This window comes from Pseudomonas sp. SD17-1 (assembly GCF_029201585.1).
GTDB classification, from domain to species: Bacteria; Pseudomonadota; Gammaproteobacteria; order Pseudomonadales; family Pseudomonadaceae; genus Aquipseudomonas; species Aquipseudomonas palmensis.
On sequence record NZ_CP104044.1, the window covers coordinates 2,374,712 to 2,391,815 of the forward strand.

The 17,104-nt window shown below is 66.2% G+C and carries 12 protein-coding genes; 7 read left to right on the top strand and 5 right to left on the bottom strand.

The window, feature by feature from the left end:
• Positions 1–13: 13 nt before the first annotated feature.
• Positions 14–1,048 (top strand): acyltransferase, encoded by a 1,035-nt coding sequence (locus tag N0B28_RS10845; RefSeq protein ID WP_058540346.1) that lies wholly within the window; start codon positions 14–16, stop codon positions 1,046–1,048.
• Positions 1,049–1,105: 57 nt separating this feature from the next.
• Entirely contained in the window at positions 1,106–1,690 is a 585-nt protein-coding gene (gene nfuA, locus N0B28_RS10850; protein WP_043864076.1) for a Fe-S biogenesis protein NfuA, read from the top strand.
• Between the two features lie 220 nt (positions 1,691–1,910).
• Here the strand turns inward: nfuA and N0B28_RS10855 are convergent, their stop codons facing one another.
• The 5 genes from N0B28_RS10855 to N0B28_RS10875 all read right to left on the bottom strand — a co-directional run bounded on the left by N0B28_RS10855 (position 1,911) and on the right by N0B28_RS10875 (position 10,647).
• Complete coding sequence (locus N0B28_RS10855; RefSeq protein ID WP_043864075.1) at positions 1,911–3,335, bottom strand: TolC family protein; 1,425 nt, start codon at positions 3,333–3,335, stop codon at positions 1,911–1,913.
• Positions 3,332–6,511: an efflux RND transporter permease subunit gene (locus N0B28_RS10860; protein ID WP_054914324.1), complete on the bottom strand. Its 3,180-nt coding sequence runs from the start codon at positions 6,509–6,511 to the stop codon at positions 3,332–3,334. Before N0B28_RS10860 ends, N0B28_RS10855 begins: the two co-directional genes overlap by 4 nt.
• A gap of 12 nt (positions 6,512–6,523) precedes the next feature.
• Positions 6,524–7,756, bottom strand: coding sequence for a multidrug efflux RND transporter periplasmic adaptor subunit MexE (gene mexE, locus N0B28_RS10865; RefSeq protein ID WP_043864073.1), 1,233 nt, complete (start codon positions 7,754–7,756; stop codon positions 6,524–6,526).
• 196 nt (positions 7,757–7,952) lie between these two features.
• Complete coding sequence (locus tag N0B28_RS10870) at positions 7,953–9,266, bottom strand: MFS transporter (RefSeq protein ID WP_058540344.1); 1,314 nt, start codon at positions 9,264–9,266, stop codon at positions 7,953–7,955.
• 70 nt (positions 9,267–9,336) lie between these two features.
• Positions 9,337–10,647 carry an L-fuconate dehydratase gene (locus N0B28_RS10875; RefSeq protein ID WP_043864071.1) on the bottom strand — a complete coding sequence of 437 codons (1,311 nt, stop codon included), beginning with the start codon at positions 10,645–10,647 and terminating at the stop codon, positions 9,337–9,339.
• Between the two features lie 101 nt (positions 10,648–10,748).
• On the opposite strand from N0B28_RS10875, the gene N0B28_RS10880 reads away from it, so the two are divergent.
• From N0B28_RS10880 to N0B28_RS10900, 5 genes are all read left to right on the top strand, one after another.
• The gene (locus N0B28_RS10880) at positions 10,749–11,696 is read left to right on the top strand and encodes a LysR substrate-binding domain-containing protein (protein WP_100632624.1); all 948 of its coding nucleotides are present in this window, start codon (positions 10,749–10,751) and stop codon (positions 11,694–11,696) included.
• Between the two features lie 38 nt (positions 11,697–11,734).
• Positions 11,735–12,706, top strand: a complete 972-nt coding sequence (locus tag N0B28_RS10885; protein WP_043864069.1) for a LysR family transcriptional regulator — start codon at positions 11,735–11,737, stop codon at positions 12,704–12,706.
• A 158-nt stretch (positions 12,707–12,864) separates the two neighbouring features.
• Positions 12,865–14,415, top strand: coding sequence for an altronate dehydratase family protein (locus tag N0B28_RS10890; protein ID WP_043864068.1), 1,551 nt, complete (start codon positions 12,865–12,867; stop codon positions 14,413–14,415).
• A 36-nt stretch (positions 14,416–14,451) separates the two neighbouring features.
• Positions 14,452–16,038, top strand: coding sequence for an aldehyde dehydrogenase (NADP(+)) (locus N0B28_RS10895; protein WP_104573182.1), 1,587 nt, complete (start codon positions 14,452–14,454; stop codon positions 16,036–16,038).
• Complete coding sequence (locus tag N0B28_RS10900) at positions 16,031–17,089, top strand: Ldh family oxidoreductase (RefSeq protein WP_275731778.1); 1,059 nt, start codon at positions 16,031–16,033, stop codon at positions 17,087–17,089. Before N0B28_RS10895 ends, N0B28_RS10900 begins: the two co-directional genes overlap by 8 nt.
• Positions 17,090–17,104 lie beyond the last annotated feature (15 nt).

The following is a 17,104-nucleotide window of genomic DNA, read 5'->3' on the forward strand; positions in this document are numbered from 1 at the left end:
GACGGGAATCGACATGCTGTTTTCGCTTCAGGCATTGAGGGCGCTCGCCGCCTGGGTGGTGGTCTGTCACCACTTCATGCAGATCTTCTTCGACTTCAAGGCCAGCGGCCCGGTAGGGCAGTTTCTGGCCGATCGCGGTGCGGTCGGGGTGGACATCTTCTTCGTCATCAGCGGGCTGGTGATCTACCTCTCGACCCGCGACAAACCCATGGCGCCCAGGCGCTTTCTGCTCAACCGGGTGCTGCGCATCGTGCCGGCCTACTGGTTCTATACCGGCCTGATGGCGCTGCTGCTGGTGGTGGCCAGCCAGTGGATGCCGCATCAGACCCTGGAGCTGTCGCACCTGCTGCTGTCGCTGCTGTTCATTCCGGCGGAAAACCCCGGCGGCTACGGCCTGTACCCCACGCTCAACGTGGGCTGGACGCTGAACTACGAGATGTTCTTCTACCTGCTGTTCTCGCTGGTGTTCCTGGTGCGCCAGCGCCATCACCTGTGGCTGGTGGCGCTGGCGCTGTTCGCGGTCAGCGAGGTGCTCACCGGCCTGGGCGTGCTGGGGCGGTTCTACAGCAACAACATCATCTACGAGTTCCTGCTGGGCGTAGCCATCGGCGTGCTCTACCGACGCGGCTGGATTGCCCAGGGGCTGTGGCTGCCGTTGCTGACCCTGGCTGCCGCATCGGTGGCGATCTACCGCCTGGATGCCTCGTCACGCCTGCTGCACTGGGGCCTGCCGAGTGCGCTGATCGTGCTGGCGTGCATCTCGCTGGAGCCGTATTTCAAGGGCAACCGGGTGCTCAAGGCCCTGGGCGACTGCTCCTATTCGGTGTACCTGATCCATGTGCTGGTGCTGTACGGCGGCTGGTTTGCCAGCGAGCGTCTGGGGCTCAACCCCTACCTGGTGTTCGCGCTGTGCGTGCCGCTGATCGGCGGGGCGTCGTGGGCCAGTTACCGCTGGTTGGAAAAGGGCCTGTACCGGCGCATGAGCGGCTGGTTCGAGGCGCGTCTGGGCCCGGCGGTGCCGGTGGCACTTTCCCGACAGAATTACTAGGACTTTGTTCGCCGGCCGTGTTGGCGTAAACTGCGCACAAGTCTGTGAGGAACTTACATGAGCGCCATAACGATTACCGACGCCGCGCACGATTACCTGGCCGATCTGCTGGAAAAGCAGAATACCCCAGGCATTGGCATTCGCATTTTCATTACCCAGCCGGGTACGAGCTACGCCGAAACCTGCATTGCCTACTGCAAGCCAGGTGAAGAAAAGCCGGAAGACGAAGCGGTGGGGCTCAAGTCCTTCACCGCCTACCTGGATGCGGTCAGCATCCCGTTTCTGGAGGATGCTGTGGTGGACTACGCCACCGACCGCATGGGCGGCCAGCTGACCATCAAGGCGCCGAACGCCAAGGTGCCAATGGTCAATGCCGACAGCCCGATCAACGAGCGCATCAACTACTACCTGCAAACCGAGATCAACCCGGGGCTGGCCAGCCACGGCGGTCAGGTCAACCTGATCGAAGTGGTCGAGGACGGCATTGCGGTGCTGCAGTTCGGCGGTGGTTGCCAGGGTTGCGGCCAGGCCGACGTTACCTTGCGCGAAGGCATCGAGCGCACCTTGCTCGAACGCATTCCGGAGCTCAAGGGCGTGCGTGACGTGACCGACCATTCGCAGAAAGAAAACGCCTACTACTAAGCAGTTGTAGCGTTCTGGCGGGCCCCTTCGCCGGCAAGGCCGGCTCCTACAGGTTTACCGTGACCTGTGTAGGAGCCGGCCTTGCCGGCGAAGGGGCCCGCTGCATTTCAAGGGCCAAGAAGGCAGATGTGCCGGCGAAGAGGCCCGCAAGGTCACAAAAAAAAGCCCCGCCAATGGCGGGGCAAAGTGGTCGGTGCTAACCAACCAAAGGAGCTCTGAATCAGTTCGCCGCAGCCACGCTGTCGGTTTGCCAGCCACCACCGAGTGCCTTGTAGATCGCCACGATCCCGCGATACAGGTCCACCTCGCCCAACGCCTGCGCGTCCTCGGCAGTAAGCCGTTCACGCTCGGCATCCAGCAGCACCAGGTAATCCACCGTACCCTCGCGGTAACGAATCGACGCCAGGTCCGCGGCCTTGCGGCTCGCCTCGCTCTGGCGCAGCAGCGCCATCAGCCGTTGCTGACGCTTGGCGTAATCGCTGAACGCATTCTCCGACTCTTCCAACGCCAGCAGCACCTGCTGCTCATAGGTCGCCAACGCACCCTCGGCCTCGGCATTCGCGCCGCGCAGACGCGCCCGCACACTGCCCAGGTCGAACGCCGCCCAGGTGATGCTCGGGCCCAGTGCCCACGCCTGCGCCGCACTCGACCCCAACTGCGAACCACGCCCTGCGGTAAAGCCCAGGAAGCCGCTCAGGCTCACCCGCGGGAACAGGTCGGCCGTGGCCACCCCAACATTCGCCGTGGCCGCCGCCAGCTGGCGCTCGGCACTGCGCACATCCGGGCGACGCTTGAGCAGTTCGCCCGGGTCGCCAATCGGCAGGGCCTTGGCAATCGCCGGCAACTGCGCCGGCGACAGGTCGACACTCAACGCATCCGGCCGCTGCCCCAGCAAGGTGGCGATGCGGTTGCGCGCACGCACCTGCTCGGCCTGCAGCTGCGGCACGCTGGCCTCTACCGCCGCCAGGCGCGCATCGGCGCGCACCACGTCCAGTTCGTTGCCAACCCCTGCATCACGCAGGGTTTCGGTAATGCCGCGCGAATCCTGCTGGGTCTTGAGGTTGGCCAGGGCTATCTTCTCGCGCAACTGCGCACCGCGCAGTTGTCCATAAGCATCAACCAGCTCGGCAATCAGGCTCACCTGCAATTGTTGCAGGTCGGCCTGGGCCGCGGCCTCCTGCGCCTCGCTGGCTTCCAGCTGGCGCTGAATGCGGCCGAACAGGTCAAGCTCCCAGGCCATGTCCAGGCCCAGGTCGTAGCGCTCGCTGTTGACCCGGCGGTCGGTCTGGCCAGGTATCTGACCCTTGCCCAGGTCGCTGCTGGCGCGGCTGGTGACGGTGGGCAGCGCATCGTTGCTCACATCGTCACGAATCGCCCGCGCCGCCTTCAGGCGCGCAAACGCCACGCGCAGCTCGCGGTTGTCGGCCAGCGACTGGCTCACCAGCTGGTTGAGGACCGGGTCGTCGAACTGACGCCACCAGATCGCATCGAAGCGGGTGCGGTCGAAGGCCGCCTTGGCCTCCTGCGCATCGGCCGCCGCCAGGTGCGCGGCGTCGGTGTGCGGGGCCTGGTAGTCCGGGCCGACCGCACAGGCGGCCAGGGCCAGCACCAGCAGGCTCGGTGCCCACAGTTTCAAGTGGTTCATGCCTGGTTCTCCAGCTGCAGCTGGCGGGCCGCCTTGCGGGCCTCGCTGCGCTCTACATAACGACGGATCAACACAAAGAACACCGGGGTCAGCAACAGGCCGAAAATCGTCACCCCGATCATCCCGGAGAACACCGCCACACCCATGGCATGGCGCATTTCGGCGCCGGCCCCGGAGGAGAACACCAGCGGCACCACACCCATGATGAAGGCGAACGAGGTCATCAGGATCGGGCGCAGCCGCAGCCGGCAGGCTTCCAGCACCGCAGCCAGCGGGTCGAGCCCTTCGGCCTGCTTGTCCTTGGCGAACTCGACGATAAGAATCGCGTTCTTGCACGCCAGCCCCACCAGTACGATCAGGCCGATCTGGGTGAAGATGTTGTTGTCGCCACCGGACAGGATCACCCCGGTAATGGCCGACAGCAGGGTCATCGGCACGATCAGGATCACCGCCAGCGGCAGGCTCCAGCTCTCGTACTGGGCAGCCAGTACCAGGAACGCCAGCAGCACGCACAGCGGGAACACGAACAGCGCGGTGTTGCCGGCCAGGATCTGCTGATAGGTCAGCTCGGTCCATTCGAAGGTCATGCCGTTGGGCAGCTCTTCCTTGAGCAGTTTTGCCATGGCCTGTTCGGCCTGGCCGGAGCTGTAGCCGGGTGCTGCGCCACCGTTGATCTCGGCGGTGATGAAGCCGTTGTAGTGCATCACGCGGTCCGGCCCGGAGGTGTCGCTGACCTTGATGAAGGTCGCCAGCGGGATCATCTCGCCCTGGTTGTTGCGCACCTTGAGCTGGCCGATCTGCTCGGCATCCAGGCGGAACTGCTGCTCGGCCTGCACGTTGACCTGGTAGGTACGGCCAAAGCGGTTGAAGTCGTTGGCGTACAGCGAGCCCAGGTAGATCTGCAGGGTGTCGAAGATATCGTTGATCGCCACACCGTGGGTCTTGGCCTTCTCACGGTCGATGGCGGCATCCACCTGCGGCACATTCACCTGGTAGCTGGTGAACAGCCCGGCCAGCTCCGGCACGTTGTGGCTCTTGGCGATGATGTTCTGGGTTTCCTTGTACAGCGCCTCGTACCCCAGGTTGCCACGGTCTTCGATCTGCAGGCGGAAACCGCCGATGGTACCCAGCCCCTGAACCGGTGGTGGCGGGAAGATCGCGATGTAGGCTTCCTGGATGTCGGCGTACTGCGCGTTCAACGTGGCGGCAATCGCCGCGGCCGACTGGCTGGGGTCCTTGCGCTGGTCGAACGACTTGAGTGCGACGAACACGATGCCGCTGTTGGGGCTGTTGGTGAACCCGTTGATCGACAGGCCCGGGAAGGCGATGGAATCGGCCACACCCGGTTGCTTGAGGGCGAACTCGCTCATCTTCTTGATGACCGATTCGGTGCGGTCAAGGCTGGCCGCATCCGGTAGTTGTGCGAAGGCCACCAGGTACTGCTTGTCCTGCGCGGGCACGAAACCGGTCGGGGTGGCGGCAAAGCCCATCCAGGTCAGCACCATCAGCCCGGCGTACACGAACAGGGCGATGCCGCTGCTGCGGATCACGCGTCCCACGGTGCCCACGTAGCCATGGCTGGCACGCTCGAAGAAGCGGTTGAACGGCTTGAACAGCCAGCCGCCGAGCAGGCGGTCGAGCAGTTTCGAGAAGCGGTCCTTGGGGGCGTGATGGCCCTTGAGCAACACCGCAGCCAGCGCCGGCGACAGGGTCAGCGAGTTGAACGCCGAGATCACCGTGGAAATCGCGATGGTCAAGGCGAACTGCTTGTAGAACTGCCCGGTCAGGCCGGAGATGAACGCCGCCGGGATGAACACCGCGCACAGCACCAGCGCAGTGGCGATGATCGGCCCGGTCACTTCGCTCATGGCGCGCTTGGTCGCCTCCAGCGGGTTGAGCCCCAGCTCGATGTTGCGCTCCACGTTCTCCACCACCACGATGGCGTCGTCCACCACGATACCGATGGCCAGCACCAGCCCGAACAGCGACAGCGCGTTGAGCGAGAAGCCGAACAGGTGCATCACCGCAAAGGTGCCGATCAGCGAGACCGGTACCGCCACCAGCGGGATGATCGAGGCGCGCCAGGTCTGCAGGAACAGGATCACCACCAGCACCACCAGGATCAGCGCCTCGAACAGGGTGTGCACCACCGCTTCGATCGAGCCGCGCACGAACACGGTGGGGTCATAGACGATGCTGTAGTCCATGCCCTCGGGGAAGTCCTTCTTCAGCTCGGCCATCTTGGCGCGTACTTCGTCGGAGATCTCGATGGCGTTGGAGCCAGGGCGCTGGAAGATCGGGATCGCCACCGCCGGCTGATTGTTGAGCAGCGAACGCAGGGCGTACTGGCTGGAGCCCAGCTCCACCCGGGCGATGTCCTTGAGGCGGGTGATTTCACCGTCGGCGCCGGAGCGGATGATGATGTTCTCGAATTCCTCTTCGCTCACCAGGCGGCCCTGGGTGTTGACCGACAGCTGGAAGCTGGTGGCCCCGGGGGCGGGCGGCGAACCGAGCTGGCCGGCGGCCACCTGGCGGTTCTGCTCGCGAATGGCAGCCACCACGTCGCTGGCAGTCAGGTTGCGCGAGGCGGTCTTGTTCGGGTCCAGCCACACGCGCAGCGAGTAGTCGCCCATGCCGAACAGCTGCACGTCACCCACGCCACCCAGGCGAGCCAGCTCGTCCTTGATGTTGAGGATCGCGTAGTTGGACAGGTAGAGCATGTCGTAGCGGTTATCCGGCGAGGTCAGGTGCACCACCATGGTCAGGTCGGGCGAGGCCTTGTCGACGGTGATACCGATACGCGTGACTTCCTCGGGCAGCTTGGGCTGTGTGCGGGTCACACGGTTCTGCACCTGCACCTGCGCGTTGTCCAGGTCGGTGCCCAGGGCGAAGGTGATGGTCAGGGTGATCTTGCCGTCGGCGGTGGACTGCGAGGACATGTACAGCATGTTCTCGACACCGGTGATGGCCTGCTCGAGCGGCGCGGCCACGGTTTCGCCGATCACCTTGGGGTTGGCACCGGGGAAGTTGGCGCGCACCACCACGGTGGGCGGTACCACCTCGGGGTATTCGCTGATCGGCAGCTGGAACAGCGAGATGCTGCCGGCGATCAGGATCAGCAGCGACAGCACGGCGGCGAAGATCGGCCGGGTAATGAAGAACTGGGAAAAATTCATCGGTCTGGTCCCTTAACCGCGTGGTGCCGCGGCACTGGCGAGCTTGACCGTGACCGGCTTGCTCGGGGTGCTGGCTTCCAGGGCCTGGCGTTGCTGGGCGAGGGCGGCGAGGGTGGTGTCGCTGGCCATCGGGGTTTCTTCAGGGCTGACCGGCGAGCCAGGGCGTACACGCTGCAGGCCCTTGACCACGATGCGGTCTTCCTTGCTCAGGCCGCTGCGCACGATACGCAGGCCTTCGAGTTTGGGGCCCAGCTCCACGGCGCGGTAATCGGCCTTGTTGTCCTTGTCCATCACCAGCACGAACTTCTTGCCCAGGTCGGTGCCCACGGCCTCGTCGTTGATCAGCACGGCCGAATAGGTGGCGCTGCCGACCAGTTTCAGGCGCGCGTACAGCCCGGGGGTGAACTGGCCGTCGCTGTTGTCGAACACCGCGCGACCGCGAATGGTGCCGGTCTTGGGGTTGACCTGGTTGTCGACGAAGTTCATCTGGCCCAGGTGCGGGTTGCCGGTTTCGTTGGACAGGCCCAGGTACACCGGGGTGCTCTGGCCGCGCTGGCCGTCGCGGGCCAGCTGGGTGTACTTGAGGTACACGCGCTCGTCGGCGTCGAAGTAGGCGTAGACCTTGTCGGTGGACACCACGCTGGTGAGCGCGGTGACATCGGCGGTGACGATGTTGCCGGCGGTGAACTCGGCGCGGCTGACACGGCCGCTGATGGGCGCGGTAACGCGGGTGAAGCTCAGGTTCAGCCTGGCCAGGTCCAGTTGCGCCTGGATCGCGGCCACCCCGGCGCGGGCTTCGGCGGCGGCGCTGGTGCGCGACTCGGCGAGTTCGGCGGAAATCGCATTGCTGCTGCGCAGGCGCTCGCCGCGCTGGGCTTCGGTCTGGCTGCGGGTGGCGGTGGCGCGGGCTTGTTGCAGTTGGGCTTCAAGTTGGCGTACCTGAGCCTGGAACGGGCGCGGATCGATCTGGAACAGCAGGTCGCCTTTCTTGACCTGGGCACCTTCGGTGAAGGCTACCTGGTCGATCTGGCCGGAAACGCGCGGGCGTACTTCGACGGTTTCGGGGGCTTCGAGGCGGCCGGTGAACTCGTCCCATTCGTTGATGGGCTGCTCCAGCACCTTGGCCACCGTGACTTTCGGTGCACCGGGCGCTTGCGGGGCCTCCGGGGTACGACCACAGGCACTCATCACCACCAGTGCCAGGGCAGCAAGGGGATAGCGCAAGGGTTTGAGTGAGTGTTCCATGGATAGATCCGCCAATGTATTGAGAGTGGGCGGATTCTGCGATTTGTAACTATTAACAACGAATCGAATGGGGCGAAGGTAACTATCATTCGGAATGATATGAACGCCATTCGCCGGCAAGGCCGGCTCCTACATGCAGATGCACAACCCGTAGGAGCCGGCCTTGCCGGCGAATGAGCGCGTTACCGATACCCGATCAGGCCTTAACCTTCTCCTCCTGCCCCTGACGCAACCGCGTGCTGATCAGCGCCGCCAGCACCAGCAGGCCGGCGATCACCCACAGCCCGTTGCGCGTGCTGCCGGTGGTCTGCTCGATCAACCCCATCACCGACGGCCCGACGAACCCGCCGAACAGCCCGCACATGGTCACGAACGCCAGCCCCGCCGCCAGTGCACTGCCGCTCAGACGGCTGGACGGGAACACGAAGATGATCGATTGCACCACGAACAGCATCAGCGCCGTCAGCGAAAAGCCCACCAGCCCGATGAACGAGTTGGAGAACGAGGCAATCACCAGCCCCGCCGCCATGGTCAGCAAGCCGAAGAACATGATCATCCGGCAGCGGGTGGGGGTGGTGGCCAGGCGCGGGAAGGTCGCGGCGCCAATGGCGGCGGCAATCCACGGTACCGAGGTCAGCAGGCCGATCTGGAACGGCGACAGGTTGCCGTAGGTGCCGATGATGCCCGGCAGAAAGAAGATCACCGTGTAGATGGTGATCTGGTGCACGAAGTACACCGCGATCGCCAGCCAGATCTGCTTGTCGCGAAACATCTGGCTCAGGCGGGTCTGTGGCGGCGCGGCGGCTTTTTCGGCGCTCAGGCGCTGCTCGATATCGCGCTTGTCGGCCTCCGACAGCCATTTGGCCGAGGCCGGCCCGTCAGGCAGTTTCTTCCACACCACATACGCCAGCGCCACTGCCGGCAGGCCTTCGATCACGAACAGCCACTGCCAGCCATGCCAGCCCAGCAGACCGTCCATCTGCAGCAACGCACCGCCCAGCGGCCCGCTGAGGATGTTGGCCAGGCACACGCCCAGCAGAAAGTAACCGGTGGCGCGTGCCCGCTGTTCGCGGTCGAACCAGTAGGTCAGGTACAGCATCACCCCCGGGAACAGCCCGGCCTCGGCCACGCCCAGCAGCAGGCGCATGATGTAGAACGAGGTCTCGCCCTGCACGAACGCCATGCCTGCCGACAGCAGGCCCCAGGTGATCATGATGCGGGTGATCCAGAAACGTGCGCCCACCCGGTGCATGATCAGGTTGCTTGGCACCTCGGCCAGCGCGTAGGTCAGAAAGAACAGCCCGGCGCCCAGGCCGTAGGCAGCGGCCGACAGCCCCAGGTCGATGCCCATGCTGGCCTTGGCCAGGGCAATGTTGGTGCGGTCCAGAAAGCTCATCACGTAGACGATGACCAGCAGCGGCAGCAGTTTGCGCAGCAGCAGGCTGTTCAGGCGTTGTTCGGCAGGCACGGCGGGCGCGGCCGCCGCTGTCGCGGTATTGAGGATTGTCATTATTGTTAACCCCGGTATTGATGGTGCGGCCCGCCGACGCGCAGGTCGCGGCGGCGGGCTTGGGTGTCGATCAGGTGCGGGCGATGTCCAGCCACACCGGGCCGTTCGGGTACTGGTAGCGCTCCAGGGTGTCGGCGTGCATCTCGATGCTGTAGCCGGGGCGCAGTGGTGGCATGTAGCGGCCGCGGCGGATCACCACCGGGTCGATGAAGTGCTCGTGCAGGTGGTCGACGTATTCCAGCACGCGGTTGTGCAGCGAGGCCGAAACGCCGATGTAGTCGAACAGCGCGATATTCTGCACGTATTCGCACAAACCCACACCCCCGCCATGCGGGCACACCGGCACGTCGTACTTGGCCGCCATCAGCAGCACGATCAGCACCTCGTTCAGCCCGCCCAGGCGCGCCGCGTCGAGCTGGCAGAAGTCCAGCGCACCGGCCTGGAACATCTGCTTGAACATCACACGGTTGTGGCAGTGCTCGCCGGTGGCCACGCCGATCGGCGCGATGCGCTGGCGAATGGTGGCATGGCCGAGGATGTCGTCGGGGCTGGTCGGCTCCTCGATCCACAGCGGTGCGAAGGCGGCCAGGCGGCGCATGTTCTCGATCGATTCGTCCACGCCCCACACCTGGTTGGCGTCCATCATCAGGGTGCGTTCCCAGCCCAGCTCGTCACGCAGGATACCGGCGCGGCGAATGTCGTCTTCCAGGTTGGCGCCGATCTTCTGCTTCACGTGGGTCCAGCCATCGGCCACGGCCTCGCGGGTCAGCTGGCGCATCTTCTCTTCGCTGTAGCCCAGCCAGCCCGGTGCGGTGGTGTAGCCCGGGTAGCCTTCGCGCAGCATCTGCGCCTCGCGCTCGGCCTTGCCCGGCGCATTGCGGCGCAGCAGGGCGATGGCTTCCTCGGGGGTGATCACGTCGGTGACGTAGCTGAAGTCCAGGCAGCGCACCAGCTGCTCGGGGCTCATGTCGGCCAGCAGCTTCCACACCGGTTTTTCTTCGTGCTTGGCCCACAGGTCCCACACGGCATTGATGATGGCGGCGGTGGCGAGGTGGATCACGCCTTTTTCCGGGCCCAGCCAGCGCAGCTGGCTGTCGCCGACGGTGAAGTTGTGCCAGAAGGCGCCCATGTCGGCGGTGATCTCTTCCAGGGTCAGGCCCACCACCATCGGTGCCAGCGACTGGATCGCGGCCACGCAGATCTCGTTGCCGCGGCCGATGGTGAAGGTCAGGCCGTGGCCTTCCAGGGGGCTGTCGGTGTGCAGCACCACGTAGGACGCCGAATAGTCCGGTGCGCTGTTCATCGCGTCGGAGCCGTCGAGCGACAGCGAGGTAGGGAAACGGATATCGCGAACGCTCAGGTGGGTAATTCGAATGCTCATGGCGGGCTCTTGTTCTCGGTGACCACTTGGAGACCCGACTGTAGGTTGCCGAGCGATACGTGCATAATCGCGGTTTCCTAACCAGGGATACCGAATTCGATATGTCAGCGACCCCTGAAGCCGATCCGCTGCTGCCACGCAGCCTTGGCGCGCTGAAAATTTCCAGCCGCCAGATCACCTTGCTCAACGCCCTGGGCGAGTTCGGCAACCTGCGCCGCGCCGCAGCGGCCATGCACACCACCCAACCGGCGGCGAGCCTGCTGTTGCAGCAGTTGGAGGAACGCCTGGGCGTGCGCCTGTTCGAGCGCCTGCCCCGGGGCATGCAGCCCACCCTGTATGGCGAGGTGATGATCCGCTATGCCCAGGGCGCGCTGCACGAGTTCGAGCACGCCCAGGCGCAGATCGCCGAACTGGCCCGCGGTGCCATGGGCCTGGTGCGGGTGGGCACGGTGATGGGCCCGGTGCCGCGCCTGCTGACCGGCGCGGTGCTGGCCTACAAGCGCGACCACCCCAAGGTGCGCATCAGCATCGAGGTGGGCACCAGCGACACCTTGCTGCCGGCGCTGCTGCGCGGCGACTTCGACGTGGTGCTCGGGCGCCTGCCCGACCAGGGTGACAGCCAGGACCTGGACATCGAGCTGTTCGACATCGGCGAGCAGATGCGCGTGATCGCCAGGGCAGGGCACCCGCTGGCCGGCGCCGCGGCGCTGCAACTGGCCGACCTGGTCAGCCTCACCTGGATCCTGCACCCGCTCGGCAGCCCCATGCGCCGGCGCGTGGAAAGCGCGCTGCAGGCCGGCGGCATGGTGCAGTCGCTGGACATCGTCGAGACCGCCTCGATCCTGGCCACCACCGCCATGCTCGAAGCCTCCGACATGATCGCGGTGGTGCCCAACGACGTGGCCGAGCATTATGCGCGCTATGGCATGGTCGCCATCCTGCCGGTGGAGCTGCCCATCAGCATGGTCAACCTGGGCCTGCTGACCCTGCGTTCGCGCCCACGCTCGGTGGCGCTGAACACCCTGCTGCATTACCTGCGGGCGCAATGACATGACCTGCGCCGCCACCTTCAGGAGGCACTGAGCCGATGCCCTCGGACATTACCCATTCCAGCTTCTGCAACTGGGTGCGCTTCAAGCACCTGGTGCTGATCGACACCCTGGCGCGCACGCGCAACATGCACGCCACCGCCTCGCGCATGAACCTCAGCCAGCCGGCCCTGAGCAAGATGCTGCGCGACCTCGAGGAGCAGTTCGGCTTTGCCCTGTTCGAACGCCTGCCGCGCAGCATGCCGCCCACCGAGCTGGGCGAGTACGTGGTGCGCTATGCGCAGAACGCGCTGGCCGACTCGCACACCTTCGTCGACCAGGTCAATCGCCTGCGCAAGGGTGGGCACGGCTTCATCAAGGTGGGCGGCATCTTCGCCGCCACCTCGGTGGTGCTGCCCCAGGCCATTGCCGCGATCAAGGCGCGCAGCCCGCTGCTGTCGATAGAAGTGGTGGAGCAGTCCAGCGACTACCTGCTGGCGATGCTCGAACAGAACAAGCTCGACCTGATGATCGGGCGCTTCACCGAACCGCGTTTCGCCCAGTTGTTCGACTTCCAGGCACTGGAGCCCGAGCCCTTCTGCCTGGTGGTCAACAGCAGCCACCCGCTCAACCAGCTCGAGATCACGCCGCTGGAGGCCCTGGGCGACTGGCCGTGGGTGCTGTACCCGGTCGGCACGCCGATCCGCGACCGCCTGGAGCGGGCGTTTCGCGCTGCCAACATCGCCACCCCCGCCGACAGCGTGGATACCATCTCGATGCCGATGTTCCTGCAACTGCTGCAGTCGGGGCCGATGATCGCCATGCTGCCGCGCTCGATGGTGGCGGCGCAGCTGGCCAGCGGTCAGTTTCGCGAGCTGCAGACCCCGCTGCACCTGGCACCGCTGGAGTACGGCATCATCACCCGCAAGGACCAGCCGCTGACCGGCTCGGCGCAGGTGTTCGCCGATATCCTGCTGGACTTCGCCCGTCAGCGCCGTCAGGCCGAGGGTCATAAAACGATCTATAAATGAAACGAGAATTCGCACTTCGATAACCCAGGGTTATCGCTTGATCGGATCATCTCATTGGGAATACGCCGGCCGGCTCCTTACAGTTGGTGCAGATTCGCCCGCACAAGACGGGCGTGATGCCATAACAAGAAGCTTGCCGTAGCGCCCTGAGAGGTCCCATGCACCTGATTGCCAGAACCCGCAGCAGCGAAGACCCTGCGGTCATCCGCCTCAACCCGCTGGACAACGTGCTGATTGCCCGCCAGGTGCTGCCCGAGGGCCTGCACCTGGACGCCGAGGCGGTCACCGTGCGCCAGTCGATCCCTTCGGGGCACAAGGTGGCCAGCCAGCGCGTGGAGCAGGGCGAGGCGCTGCGCCGCTATGGCCAGATCATCGGCTTTGCCTCGCAGCCCATCGAGGCCGGCGAACACGTGCATGTGCACAACGTGGAGATGGGCGACTTCGCCCGTGACTACGCCTTTGGCGAAGACGCCCACAGCGTGCCGGCCAGGGAAGCCTTCTTCGAAGGCATCGTGCGTGCCGACGGGCGGGTGGCCACCCGCAACTACGTGGGCATCCTGACCTCGGTGAACTGCTCGGCGACCGTTGCCCGTGCCGTGGCCGACCATTTTCGCCGCGATATCCACCCCGAGGCGCTGGCCGACTACCCCAACGTCGATGGTGTGGTGGCCCTGACCCACGGTGCCGGTTGCGCGGTCGACCCCAGCGGCGAAGCCCTGGGCCTGCTGCGCCGCACCCTGGGCGGCTACGCCGTGCACCCCAACTTCGCCGCCGTGCTGATCATCGGCCTGGGCTGCGAGACCAACCAGATCGAAAGCCTGATGCAGACCCAGGGGCTGACCGCCGGCGCCCAGTTGCGCGCGTTCACCATCCAGGGCATTGGCGGCACCTCCAAGACCATCGCCGCCGGTATCGAGCAGGTCAAGGCGCTGCTGGCCGACGCCAACCAGGTGCGCCGCGAGCCGGTCAGCGCCCGGCACCTGATCGTGGGCCTGCAATGCGGCGGTTCCGACGGCTATTCGGGCATCACCGCCAACCCCGCGCTGGGCAATGCGGTAGACCGCCTGGTGGCTGCGGGCGGCACCGCGATCCTGTCCGAAACCCCGGAAATCTACGGTGCCGAGCACCTGCTGACGCGCCGTGCGGTCAGCCGCGAAGTGGGCGAGAAGCTGATCGCGCGCATCCACTGGTGGGAAGACTACTGCCAGCGCATGAACGCCGAGCTCAACAACAACCCCTCGGCCGGCAACAAGGCCGGTGGCCTCACCACCATTCTCGAAAAATCCCTGGGCGCCGTGGCCAAGGCCGGCTCCAGCAACCTGGTGGACGTGTACCAGTACGCCGAGGCCGTGCGCGCCAAGGGGCTGGTGTTCATGGACACCCCCGGCTACGACCCGGTGTCGGCCACCGGCCAGGTCGCCGGCGGCGCCAACCTGATCGCCTTCACCACCGGTCGCGGTTCGGCCTACGGCTGCGCCCCGGCGCCGTCGATCAAGCTGGCCACCAACAACCGGGTGTTCGAGCACCAGGAAGAAGACATGGACGTGAACTGCGGCGGCATTGCCGACGGTTCCACCAGCATTGAAGAACGCGGCGCCTACATCTTCGAACAGATGCTGCGCATCGCATCGGGCCAGCGCAGCAAGAGCGAGCAACACGGCTACGGGCAGAACGAGTTCGTGCCGTGGCAGATCGGCGCCGTGACCTGATTGACCTTTCCGCACCCTTATAGAGGCGAAATGCACATGAGCTTTTCCGGACACAACTTCATCGCAGGCCAGCGCAGCGCCCTGGGCGACACACTGGTCTACAGCGTCGACGCCCACACCGGCGAACGCCTGCCGGGCGGTTTCCACCAGGCCACCCTGAGCGAAGTCGACAGTGCCGTTGCCGGTGCCAGCGCGGCCTTCCCGGTGTTTCGCAGCCTGCCGGCCGTGCGCCGGGCCGAATTTCTCGACGCCATTGCCGATGAACTCGACGCCCTGGGCGAGGACTTCGTGGCGCTGACCTGCCGCGAAACCGCGCTGCCAAGCGCACGCATCCAGGGGGAGCGCGGTCGCACCAGCGGCCAGATGCGCCTGTTCGCCAAGGTGCTGCGCCGTGGCGACTTCTACGGTGCGCGCATCGACCAGGCGCTGCCCGAGCGCACGCCGCTGCCACGTCCGGACCTGCGCCAGTACCGCATCGGCGTGGGCCCGGTGGCGGTGTTCGGCGCCAGCAACTTCCCGCTGGCATTCTCCACCGCTGGCGGCGACACCGCCGCAGCGCTGGCAGCCGGTTGCCCGGTGGTGTTCAAGGCCCACAGTGGCCACATGGCCACTGCCGAGCGCGTGGCTGAAGCGCTGCTGCGTGCGGCCGACAAAACCGGCATGCCGGCCGGCGTGTTCAACATGATCTTCGGTGGCGGGGTGGGCGAGGCGCTGGTCAAGCACCCCGGCATCCAGGCCGTGGGCTTCACCGGTTCGCTCAAGGGCGGCCGTGCCCTGTGCGACATGGCGGCGGCGCGGCCGCAGCCGATCCCGGTATTTGCCGAGATGTCGAGCATCAACCCGGTACTGGCGCTGCCGCAGGCACTGGCCAGCCGTGGTGCGCAGATGGCCAGGGAACTGGCCGCCTCGGTGGTGCAGGGCTGTGGCCAGTTCTGTACCAACCCGGGCCTGGTGCTGGGCATCCGCTCGCCGGCCTTCACCACCTTCATCGAGCAACTGGGCGGCCACCTGGCCGAACAGGCGCCGCAGACCATGCTCAACGCCGGCACCCTGGCCAGCTATGGCAAGGGCCTGCAGGCACTGCTGGCGCACCCTGGCATCCAGCACCTGAGCGGCCAGGCACAAGCCGGCAACCAGGCCCAGCCGCAGCTGTTCGGCGCCGATGTCAGCCTGCTGCTGGAACACGACGAACTGCTGCAGGAAGAGGTGTTCGGCCCCTGCACCATCGTGATCCAGGTGGCCGACGACGCCGAGCTGCTGCGCGCCGTCAGCGCCCTGCGGGGCCAGCTCACCGCCACGCTGCTGGCCGACGGTGACGACCTGCCGGCCTTCGCCCAGCTGTTCGGCGTGCTCGAAGACAAGGTCGGCCGCGTGCTGGTCAACGGCTACCCCACCGGTGTGGAGGTGTGTGACGCGATGGTGCACGGCGGCCCGTACCCGGCCACCTCCGATGCCCGCGGCACCTCGGTCGGCACCCTGGCCATCGACCGCTTCCTGCGCCCGGTGTGCTACCAGAACGTGCCCGACGCGCTGCTGCCGGACGCCCTGAAGGACGCCAACCCGCTGGGTATCCAGCGCCTGGTCGATGGCCAGTACAGCCGCCAGGGCCTGGGCGATGTCTGAGGCCCGGCGCTACGACACGGCCACGCTGACCCGGTTCGTCGAACAGTTGTTCGAGGGTGCCGGGGCCGACGCCGAGGTGGCCCGGGTGGTGACCCGCGTGCTGCTCGAGGGCGAGCTGCTGGGGCACCGCACCCACGGCCTGAACCTGGTCAGCCGCTATGTCGCTGGCGTACAGCGCGGTGAGGTCAAGGCACGTGCCGCCGACCTCGAACACCTGCAGGGCAGCGGCATCGCCACGCTGTTCGACGGCCACTACGTGCTCGGGCCGTACTGCGTGGAGCGTGCCCTGGCATGCGCCGCGCAGGGTGCCCAGGCGCAGGGTATCGGCATCTCGGTGGTGCGCCGTGCCTCGCACATCGGCTGCCTGGCGGCCTACCTCAAGCCCTACACCGACCGTGGCCTGGTGGCCCTGCTGTATTCCTCCGACCCGTCGGTGGGGCTGGTGTGCGCCCAGGGCGGCATCGACCCGATCTACACCCCCAACCCGATTGCCGCGGGTATCCCGACCCAGGGCGAGCCGATCCTGCTGGATGTGAGCATGTCCAGCGTCACCCTGGGCCTGGTGGGCCAGTGCCGCGATGCCGGCACCACCTTGCCCCACGCCGTGCTGATGAGTAACGACGGCACGCCGAGCAACGACCCGCGCGACTTCTTCACCACGCCCCAGGGCAGCCTGCTGCCATTGGGCGGGCAGGCCTTCGGGCACAAGGGCTTTGCCCTGGCCCTGCTGGTCGAGGCGCTGACCTCGGGCCTGGCCGGGCACGGGCGCAAGGACGCGCCGCAGCAGTGGGGCGCCTCGGCCACCGCAGTGGTGATCGACCCGCGCTTCTTCGGCGGGCTTGAGGCCTTTACCGCCGAGAGCAGCTTCCTTGGCCAGTTGGTGCTGGCCAGCCGTCCGCTCGACCCGCAGCGCCCGGTGCGCCTGCCGGGCCAGGCCGGGCTGAAACTGCGCGAGCAGGCGTTGCGCGAGGGCCTGGGCCTGTCGCCGGCGGTGCTCGATGCGCTGAACCAGACCGCTGCGCAGTTGCAACTTGCGCCGCTTTCGCAATGACCGACCACCACAACA

Bases quoted from the DNA above. Each gene is read 5' to 3' on its own strand.
- N0B28_RS10860 (WP_054914324.1), bottom strand. From the start codon at position 6,511: ATGAATTTTTCCCAGTTCTTCATTACCCGGCCGATCTTCGCCGCCGTG.
- N0B28_RS10890 (WP_043864068.1), top strand. From the start codon at position 12,865: ATGCACCTGATTGCCAGAACCCGCAGCAGCGAAGACCCTGCGGTCATC.
- N0B28_RS10895 (WP_104573182.1), top strand. From the start codon at position 14,452: ATGAGCTTTTCCGGACACAACTTCATCGCAGGCCAGCGCAGCGCCCTG.
- N0B28_RS10880 (WP_100632624.1), top strand. From the start codon at position 10,749: ATGTCAGCGACCCCTGAAGCCGATCCGCTGCTGCCACGCAGCCTTGGC.
- mexE (WP_043864073.1), bottom strand. From the start codon at position 7,756: ATGGAACACTCACTCAAACCCTTGCGCTATCCCCTTGCTGCCCTGGCA.
- nfuA (WP_043864076.1), top strand. From the start codon at position 1,106: ATGAGCGCCATAACGATTACCGACGCCGCGCACGATTACCTGGCCGAT.
- N0B28_RS10885 (WP_043864069.1), top strand. From the start codon at position 11,735: ATGCCCTCGGACATTACCCATTCCAGCTTCTGCAACTGGGTGCGCTTC.
- N0B28_RS10870 (WP_058540344.1), bottom strand. From the start codon at position 9,266: ATGACAATCCTCAATACCGCGACAGCGGCGGCCGCGCCCGCCGTGCCT.
- N0B28_RS10855 (WP_043864075.1), bottom strand. From the start codon at position 3,335: ATGAACCACTTGAAACTGTGGGCACCGAGCCTGCTGGTGCTGGCCCTG.
- N0B28_RS10845 (WP_058540346.1), top strand. From the start codon at position 14: ATGCTGTTTTCGCTTCAGGCATTGAGGGCGCTCGCCGCCTGGGTGGTG.
- N0B28_RS10875 (WP_043864071.1), bottom strand. From the start codon at position 10,647: ATGAGCATTCGAATTACCCACCTGAGCGTTCGCGATATCCGTTTCCCT.
- N0B28_RS10900 (WP_275731778.1), top strand. From the start codon at position 16,031: ATGTCTGAGGCCCGGCGCTACGACACGGCCACGCTGACCCGGTTCGTC.